The 7,784-nt window shown below is 73.3% G+C and carries 6 protein-coding genes; 2 read left to right on the top strand and 4 right to left on the bottom strand.

The features are described from left to right. Positions 1-107: 107 nt before the first annotated feature. Positions 108-1,289 (bottom strand): DUF4037 domain-containing protein, encoded by a 1,182-nt coding sequence (locus ACXAHD_RS30240; protein WP_475054863.1) that lies wholly within the window; start codon positions 1,287-1,289, stop codon positions 108-110. Between the two features lie 36 nt (positions 1,290-1,325). Between ACXAHD_RS30240 and ACXAHD_RS30235 the strand changes: the two genes are divergently transcribed. Further along, positions 1,326-2,303, top strand: a complete 978-nt coding sequence (locus ACXAHD_RS30235; protein ID WP_281554830.1) for a 5'-3' exonuclease — start codon at positions 1,326-1,328, stop codon at positions 2,301-2,303. On the opposite strand, the gene ACXAHD_RS30230 is transcribed toward ACXAHD_RS30235, so the two are convergent. Together ACXAHD_RS30230 and ACXAHD_RS30225 are read right to left on the bottom strand one after the other, a co-directional pair. Then, positions 2,274-3,173 carry an MHYT domain-containing protein gene (locus ACXAHD_RS30230; protein ID WP_289212819.1) on the bottom strand — a complete coding sequence of 300 codons (900 nt, stop codon included), beginning with the start codon at positions 3,171-3,173 and terminating at the stop codon, positions 2,274-2,276. The genes ACXAHD_RS30235 and ACXAHD_RS30230 overlap by 30 nt on opposite strands. 169 nt (positions 3,174-3,342) lie before the next feature. Further along, positions 3,343-6,126: a DEAD/DEAH box helicase gene (locus tag ACXAHD_RS30225; protein WP_289212818.1), complete on the bottom strand. Its 2,784-nt coding sequence runs from the start codon at positions 6,124-6,126 to the stop codon at positions 3,343-3,345. A gap of 143 nt (positions 6,127-6,269) precedes the next feature. On the opposite strand from ACXAHD_RS30225, the gene ACXAHD_RS30220 reads away from it, so the two are divergent. Then, positions 6,270-7,049, top strand: coding sequence for an HAD family hydrolase (locus ACXAHD_RS30220; protein ID WP_281554827.1), 780 nt, complete (start codon positions 6,270-6,272; stop codon positions 7,047-7,049). On the opposite strand, the gene ACXAHD_RS30215 is transcribed toward ACXAHD_RS30220, so the two are convergent. After that, positions 7,050-7,784: diacylglycerol kinase family protein (locus tag ACXAHD_RS30215; protein ID WP_475054860.1), on the bottom strand; the 735-nt coding region annotated here is incomplete at its 5' end. It lies immediately after the preceding gene.

Below are 7,784 nucleotides of genomic sequence, written 5' to 3'. Positions count from 1 at the left end.
TGGACGGGGCTTGTTAGGCGGTCGTTGGGGGTGCTCCCCAGGGGGGCGATCGTCCCTTCCCCCCCCCACGGTGGCGGGCCGGCGGTATCGATCGACACCCAGCAAGCTTAACGTTCGTTTGGCCGCGTCCCGTCGTGGTCCAGTCCCAAGACGCGACCCATCACCATTCGGGTCCGCGCGACATCGGTGAGCAGCGCGGTGTGGTCGACGACCTGATCCACCGCCCCCAGCACCGGCAAAGCCCGCAGCTCGCGGTCACCGATAGCCGACCACAGGGCCCGGGCGAACCTGTCCGCGTCGAGCACCAGGTACGGCCGGTCCCGGAACGGCCGTACCGTCGGCTCCACCGGCGCGGCCAGCGCGAGCTGGTTGGTCCGCACCGCCAGTAGCTCGTACGCCTGACACAGCCGCCGCTGCCGCACGCTCCACCCGGTCGCCGACAACGCCGCAGCCAACGTCGCGCACAGCCCGTCGTCGTCCGGAAGCCGGGCGAACGCGCTGCCCAGCCACTTGTGGTACGGCGGGTAGCAGCGGCCGACCAGCAGCGCCAGCCGCATCAGGTCCCGCACGATCCGGGCGGTCACCACCGCGCCGCCGATCTCGTCGCCGACCTCACCGCACCGGCCGACGAACGGCTCCTCGCCGGCCACCCGGGCCCAGGCCGCGGCCAGCACGTACCGCCAGATGTCCGGTGGGTACCAGGCGAGAACCGCGCGGCGACCGGTAAGCCCACCGGTCGGTCCGGCCGACCGGGCCACCACGTCCGGCAGGGCGTCGTGGAACACGTCCCCGGCGGTGAACTCGGCGAGCCGCTGAGTCGGGGTGGCGAGCCAGTCCAGCCGGCCCGGCCCGTCGGCCGGATCGAAGCCCAGCACCCGCTGGCACCAGGCAGACACGTCCGTCACCGTCACCCCGTGCCGGGCGCCGTCGAGCGCCGGCACGCCCAGAGTGCGGTCGGCGTCTGGCGCGAACCTGGTCGGGAAGCCCAGAAAGGTCGCTGGCAGGTCCTCGGTGACGGCGGCGCACACCTGGTCGGCCAGGCCGGCATCTGTGCAGTCGAGGAACACCTGCACCCGCGGACCCCAGTCATGGTCGCGGGAGCGTTCCGTGTCGAACCCGAACAGCTCCGAACCGGTGTCCATCCGGGCCGCGGCGTAGCGCAGCCGGGGGAACCGGGCGGCGATCGCCGGCGCCACCACCGCGTGGTGAAACCGGCGGCTCAGCTCCAGGCCGGGCAGGAAGCTCATGTCGGCAGCCTGCCGCACCAGCCCGACGGTCGTGCCGGACAACCAGCGGTGTCACCGGGCTGTGCGAGGCTGTAGCGCGTGAACCCACCCGACCCCCTGCTGGCCGTCGACGCCCCGAGCCTGTACTTCCGGGCGTACTTCGGGGTACCCGAGTCCGCCGCCCGCACCGCCGACGGCGAACCGGTCAACGCCGTACGCGGCTTCCTCGACATGCTTGCCGCGCTGATCACCCGGCGGCGGCCGGCGCGGCTGATCTGCGCCCTCGACCACGACTGGCGGCCCGCCTGGCGGGTGCGGTTGCTGCCGTCGTACAAGGCACACCGGGTGGCACCCACCGGCGGGGAGATCGTCCCGGACACCCTGGTGCCGCAGCTGCCGGTACTGCTGGACGTGCTGTCCGCGCTGGGGGTGCCGGCGGTCGGCGTGGCCGGCTATGAGGCCGACGACGTGCTCGGCACGCTCGCCACCCGCCAGGCCGGCCCGGTCGAGGTGGTCTCCGGCGACCGGGACCTGTTTCAGCTGGTCGACGACGACCACCCGGTCCGGCTGCTCTACGTCGGTCGGGGGGTGGCCAAGCTGGAGGACTGCGACGGCGCGGCCGTCGAGCAGCGCTTCGGCGTACCGCCCGCCGGGTACGCCGACTTCGCCGCACTGCGCGGCGACCCGAGCGACGGCCTGCCGGGAGTGCCGGGCGTCGGCGCCAAGACCGCCGCGCGGCTGCTGCAGCGGTACGGCGATCTTGCCGGGCTGGTCACGGCACTGGACGACCCACGGTCCGGGTTCGCTCCCGGTCTGCGGGCCCGGCTGGCGGCCGCCCGCGACTACCTGGCGGTCGCGCCGACCGTGGTACGGGTGGCCAGGGACCTCGATCTGGCGGTCGAACCGGTGCGGCTGCCCGCCGCACCGACCGACCCCGACCGGTTGATGGAGCTGGCGGACCGGTGGAACCTCGCGGGTTCCTGCCGGCGGCTGGTCGACGCGATGGCACGGGGCGCCGGCGGGTCCGGCGGTGCGGACGCTAGCGGGTCAGGCGTTGAACCCGTTGAACCCGCCTGACCGGCTCGACGCGTTCTGTTCACCGCCGGTGTTCGAGCCGCTGCGTAGCGGGGTGAACCCGTTCGGCCGGGCCGGGGTCGGTGGCTGTGGGGTGCTACGCCGCTCGGCGATCCGCGCGTCGAGGTACGCCGCCGCCGCCCGGTCCTCCTCGGTCGGGGCGGACAGGACCGCGTACACCAGGCCGATCACCACGAGCAGCACCGCCACGCCGATCGGTACCAGCAGGGTTGCCGCGGTCGCCCCGTTGAGCACTCCGGTCGGCTCGTGCAGGTGTACCGACATCGCCGTCATGCCGGTGAAATGCATGCCGTTGACCGCGACACCCATCAGCAGCGCGGATCCGGTCATCGCCAGCGGCCGGCGGACCGTGACCGCCAGCCACAGCGCCACCGTTGCCGCGATCACCGCGATCACCACGGAGATGGTCACCCGTCCCGGCGCGTAGTCGATGTCGCCGTTGAGCCGCATCGCGGCCATCCCGGTGTAGTGCATCGCGGCCACGCCCAAGCCGGTGATGACCCCGCCGAGCAGGATCTTCACCAGCGACGGCCGGCCGAAGCCGACCAGGAACAGCCCGAACGCGACTGCGGCGATCGCGATCACCGCGCTGGCGATGGTGATCGCGATGTCGTAGCGGATCTGGGTGCCGGCCACGCTGAAGCCGAGCATCGCCATGAAGTGCATGGTCCAGATGGCGGTGCCGCCGATCGCGAAAGCCGACAGCGACAGCCACCAGGCCCGCCGGCCCGGGGTGTCCGACTCTCGGACCCGCACGGCGCAGATCAGTCCGAGAAACGAACCGAGCACCGACAACGCGTAACTCAGCGTTGGCGTAATGAAGCCGTATTCAAAATGATTGATATCTGCCACGTCCGCCCCCTTCGACCCGAACCACAGGCTGGTACTCCCCGGACCGATGGTGAGCAGCGGAAACGGTCTTCGCAAGCGAGCGTTCGGTTGTTTTGCCGGGCCGTGTCGACATTGTGACGCACCACCGGTTCCGGCGACTACGGTGCGCTGTTCGACCGTCGACCGGCAGTCACCCCGTCGTCTGGTACGCCAGCACGCCGCGCTGCAGCGCGGACACCGCCTGCGCGGCGGTCCGCGCCAGCTGCGGCGACGCACCCCGGGCCTGGGCCAGCTGTCCGAGCATGTCGGCGACCTGCCGGGCCCACCGGACGAAGTCCCCGGCCGGCATCTCCCCGTCCAGGCTGTCCCCGCTGGCCAGCACCTTGGCCAGCGGCTCGCCCCGGGCCCACCGGTAGATCGGCCAGACAAAGCCGAGATCCGGCTCCCGGGTCGGCTCCAGGCCGGCGGCCGCCTCGTCGGCCTCCAGGCTGGCCCAGATCGCGGTGGTGGCGTCCACCGCGGCGGTGACCGCCCCCCGCGGCAGCGCCGCCCGCTCGTCGACGTCGCGGCGGGCCTCGTAGACCACCACCGACACCGCGGCGGCCAGCTCCGCCGGCGCCAGACCGTCCCAGACACTTCGGCGCAGGCACTCGGCGACCAGCAGGTCGGTCTCTGTCCAGATCCGAGCCAGCATCCACCCGGCGTCGGTCACCGTACCGTCCGGTGTCAGGTAGCCGCGGTCGGTCAGCAGACCGCAGACCCGGTCAAAGGTCCGGGTCAACGACCCGGTCCGGCCCGCCACCCGGGCCCGCAGCTCGTCGGTGTCGCGGGCCAGCCGGTGCCGGCGTTCCGCCCAACGGGCGTGCTCCTCCCGGTCCGGACAGCTGTGGCAGGGGTGCCGACGCAACTCGGCGCGCAACTGGGTCACCCGGTCGTCGTCCCGGTCACCGCGCGCCCGCCCCCGGCGGCGGGCGCCGTGGCGACCCAGGCCCGTGCCGGCCACCGCCGCCGCCAGATCCCGCCGGGCCGCCGGTGACCGGTGGTTGAAGTGCTTCGGCACCCGGATCCGGGTCAGCACCTCCGCCGGCACGGTGAAGTCGCCGACCGACACCCTGCCCGCCCACCGGTCCTGGGTCAGCACCAGCGGGCGGGGCTCGCCGAACCCGCCCGCTCCAGGATCCAGTACCACAGCCAACCCGGCCCGTCGACCCGACGGCACCCGGATGACGTCACCGACCCGCAGCCGCTCCAGCGAGTCGACCGCCGCGGTGCGCCGCTGCTGCTGACCCTGCCGGGCCAGCTCCCGCTCCCGGTCGGCAATCGCCACCCGCAGATCGAAGTACGCGTCGAAGTCGCCGAGGTCACAGCGCACCTCGACGCCGTACGCCTCGATGGTCTCGGTGTTGCGCTGCGCCTGCCGGGCCAGGCCGACCACCGACCGGTCCGCCTGGAACTGGGCGAAGGACGACTCGAGCAGCTCCCGGGCAGCGTCGAAACCGACGGTGCCGACCAGGTTGACCGCCATGTTGTAGGACGGTCGGAAACTCGACCGCAGCGGGTAGGTCCGGGTCGAGGCGAGCCCGGCGACGTGCCGCGGATCGACCTCCGGCGACCAGACCACCACCGCGTGGCCCTCCACGTCGATGCCGCGCCGGCCGGCCCGCCCGGTCAGCTGGGTGTACTCGCCCGGGGTCAGGTCGACGTGCGCCTCCCCGTTGAACTTGACCAGCCGCTCCAGCACCACGCAGCGGGCCGGCATGTTGATCCCCAACGCCAGCGTCTCGGTGGCGAACACGGCCTTGATCAGGCCTCGGACGAACAGGTCCTCGACGACCTCTTTGAAGGCCGGCAGCATGCCGGCGTGGTGCGCGGCGAGACCGCGTTCCAGCCCGTCCAGCCAGCCCCAGTAGCCGAGCACCGACAGGTCCTCGGCCGGCAGGCTGGACAGCCGCGACTCCACCAGCCGACGGATCTCGGCGCGCTCGTCCGGGGTGGTCAGCCGCAGACCGGCGGCCAGGCACTGGGCGACGGCGGCGTCGCACCCGGCCCGGCTGAACACGAACAGGATCGCCGGCAGCAGACCTTCCCGCTCGAGGCGTTCGATCACGTCCGCCCGCAGCGGGGGACGCCAGCGCGGGCCGCGACCACCGGACCGGCCCCAGCCCGGCCCGTGGGTACGGCCGTCACCGAGTTCCAGCCGGCGCAGCATCTCCCGGCTGTAGCGCAGCAACTCGGGATGCACGTCATGCTTGCGGGCCGCGTCGGCGTCGTGGAACAGGTCGAACATCCGCCGCCCCACCAGCATGTGCTGCCACAGCGGGACAGGGCGGTGCTCGCTGACCACCACCTCGGTCTCGCCACGGACGGTGACCAGCCAGTCGGCGAACTCCTCGGCGTTGGACACCGTCGCGGACAGCGACACCAGGGTGACCGACGACGGCAGGTGGATGATCACCTCCTCCCAGACCGCTCCCCGGAACCGGTCGGCGAGGTAGTGCACCTCGTCCATCACCACGTACGCCAGTCCGTCCAGAGTGGCCGAGCCGGCGTACAGCATGTTGCGCAGCACCTCGGTGGTCATCACCACCACCGGCGCGTCGCCGTTGATCGCGTTGTCCCCGGTCAGCAGCCCCACCTGGGCGGCACCGTACCGGCCGACCAGGTCGTGGTACTTCTGGTTGGACAGTGCCTTGATCGGGGTGGTGTAGAAGCACTTGCGCGGCGGACCACCGGCCGGCGTGGTACCGGCGCGCAGCGCCAGGTGTACCGCGAACTCGCCGACCACCGTCTTGCCCGCCCCGGTCGGCGCGCAGACCAGCACCCCGCTGCCCCGTTCCAGGGCCTGGCAGGCGGCCCGTTGAAAGTCGTCCAGGTCGAAACCGAGATCGAGGGTGAACTCCCCGAGCGAGGGAAAGGCGGCGGCCTGCGCGGCCCGGCGGCGCGCTGCGGCGTACCGCTCGGCGGGGCTCGACATACCTCAAGATTAATCGCAGCCGGCCGGCGGCGTCCCGGTCAGGGGCCTCGTCACTCCCGGGCGCCGAGGGTCGAGCAGCGGCGGCAGTCACTCGGGTTAGGGCAACCTACCGGGCCGCCGAACCGGCTCGATAAGGTGCAGGCGTGCCGGATCATCCCGAACGCCCCCGCGACGACGTATCCGCCGATCCCGGGTACGAACCGGCCGCCCGGCCGCGACGCCGCCCGGTCGAGGCGGTCCTGTTCGACTTCCACGGCACCCTCGCCCAGGTCGAGGACCCGGTCCGCTGGGTCGTCCAGGGTGCCGAGGCGTGCGGGGTGACCCTGGACCGGGGGCGGGCGACCGTCCTCGCCGACCGGCTGCTGACCGCCGGCCGGGCCGGCGGGCCGCTGCCCACCCGGGTGCCCGCGCAGCTTGCCGAGGTGTGGGCCGACCGCGACCTGTACCCGCAGGCGCACCGGGCCGCGTACACCGGGCTGGCCGCGACGGTCGACAGCGGGGTGGACGGGCTGGCCGACGCCCTCTATCAGCGGCTGCTCGGACCGGACGGGTGGCTGCCGTACGCGGACACCGCCGCGACGCTACGGGCCCTGCACGCCGCCGGGGTGCCGGTCGCCGTGGTCAGCAACATCGGCTTCGACATCCGCCCGCACTTCGCCGCCTGGGGCCTGGCCGACCTGATCGACGCCTGGGCGTTGTCCTACGAGGTGGGCCGCTGCAAACCCGACCCGGCGATCTTCCTGCGGGCCTGCGGGATGCTGCGGGTCGACCCGGAGCGGACGCTGATGGTGGGCGACACCCCGGCCGACGCGGGCGCCGTACGGGCCGGCTGCGCGGCGCTGGTGCTGCCGGCGGCCGACCCGGGCCGGGCCAACGGACTCGCCGCCGTGCTCGACCTGGCCACCGGGGAACCGGACCGGTGATCACCACAGCAGCCGCAGTGCTCCCGGCACGGCGGTGACGGTCACCGGCAGCGGCCCGAGCCGTTCACCGTCGGCGTAGCAGACCAGGTCCGGCGCGTCGATCGTCACCTGGCGGGCCCGGAGACTGCGCACCATCGGGTGGTCGACGTGGCCGCCCCGACGGACCTGCGGCTTGATCCGGATCAGCGTACGGCGGGTGACCGGCCCGGCCACCACCACGTCGAGCAGGCCGTCGGTCGGGTCAGCCGCTGGGCAGATCCGCATCCCGCCGCCGTAGCTGGCGCAGTTGCCGACCGCGACCAACACCGCGTCGAACTCGTCCGGCTCGCCGTCGCACACCATCCGGTAACGGCGCGGCCGCAGCCGGGCCAGCTCGACCGGGACCGCCAGATCGTACCGGCGCGGCCCGGACGGCCAGCGCATCCGATTGGCCCGCTCGTTGACGACCGCGTCGAACCCGGCCGCCAGCACCGCGCCGAACCACCGGTCCGGTCGGCCCGGTGCGGACACCCGGGCCAGGTCGACGGGCCGGCTCCGGCCGACGGCCAGAGCGGCGGCGATCACCGCCGCCGCGCGGGCCGGATCGGCCGGAAAACCGGTGCAGGCGGCGAAGTCGTTGCCGGTGCCGGTCGGCACCGGACCCAGCGGGACGTCGGTGCCGGCGAGCGCCTGCAGGGCAAGGTGCACGGTGCCGTCGCCGCCGAGGGTCACCACCGCGGCCGCACCGCCGTCCAC

It is taken from the genome of Micromonospora sp. ABR4_055, from assembly GCF_056160425.1.
This window is presented reverse-complemented; position numbering and strand designations above follow the sequence as displayed.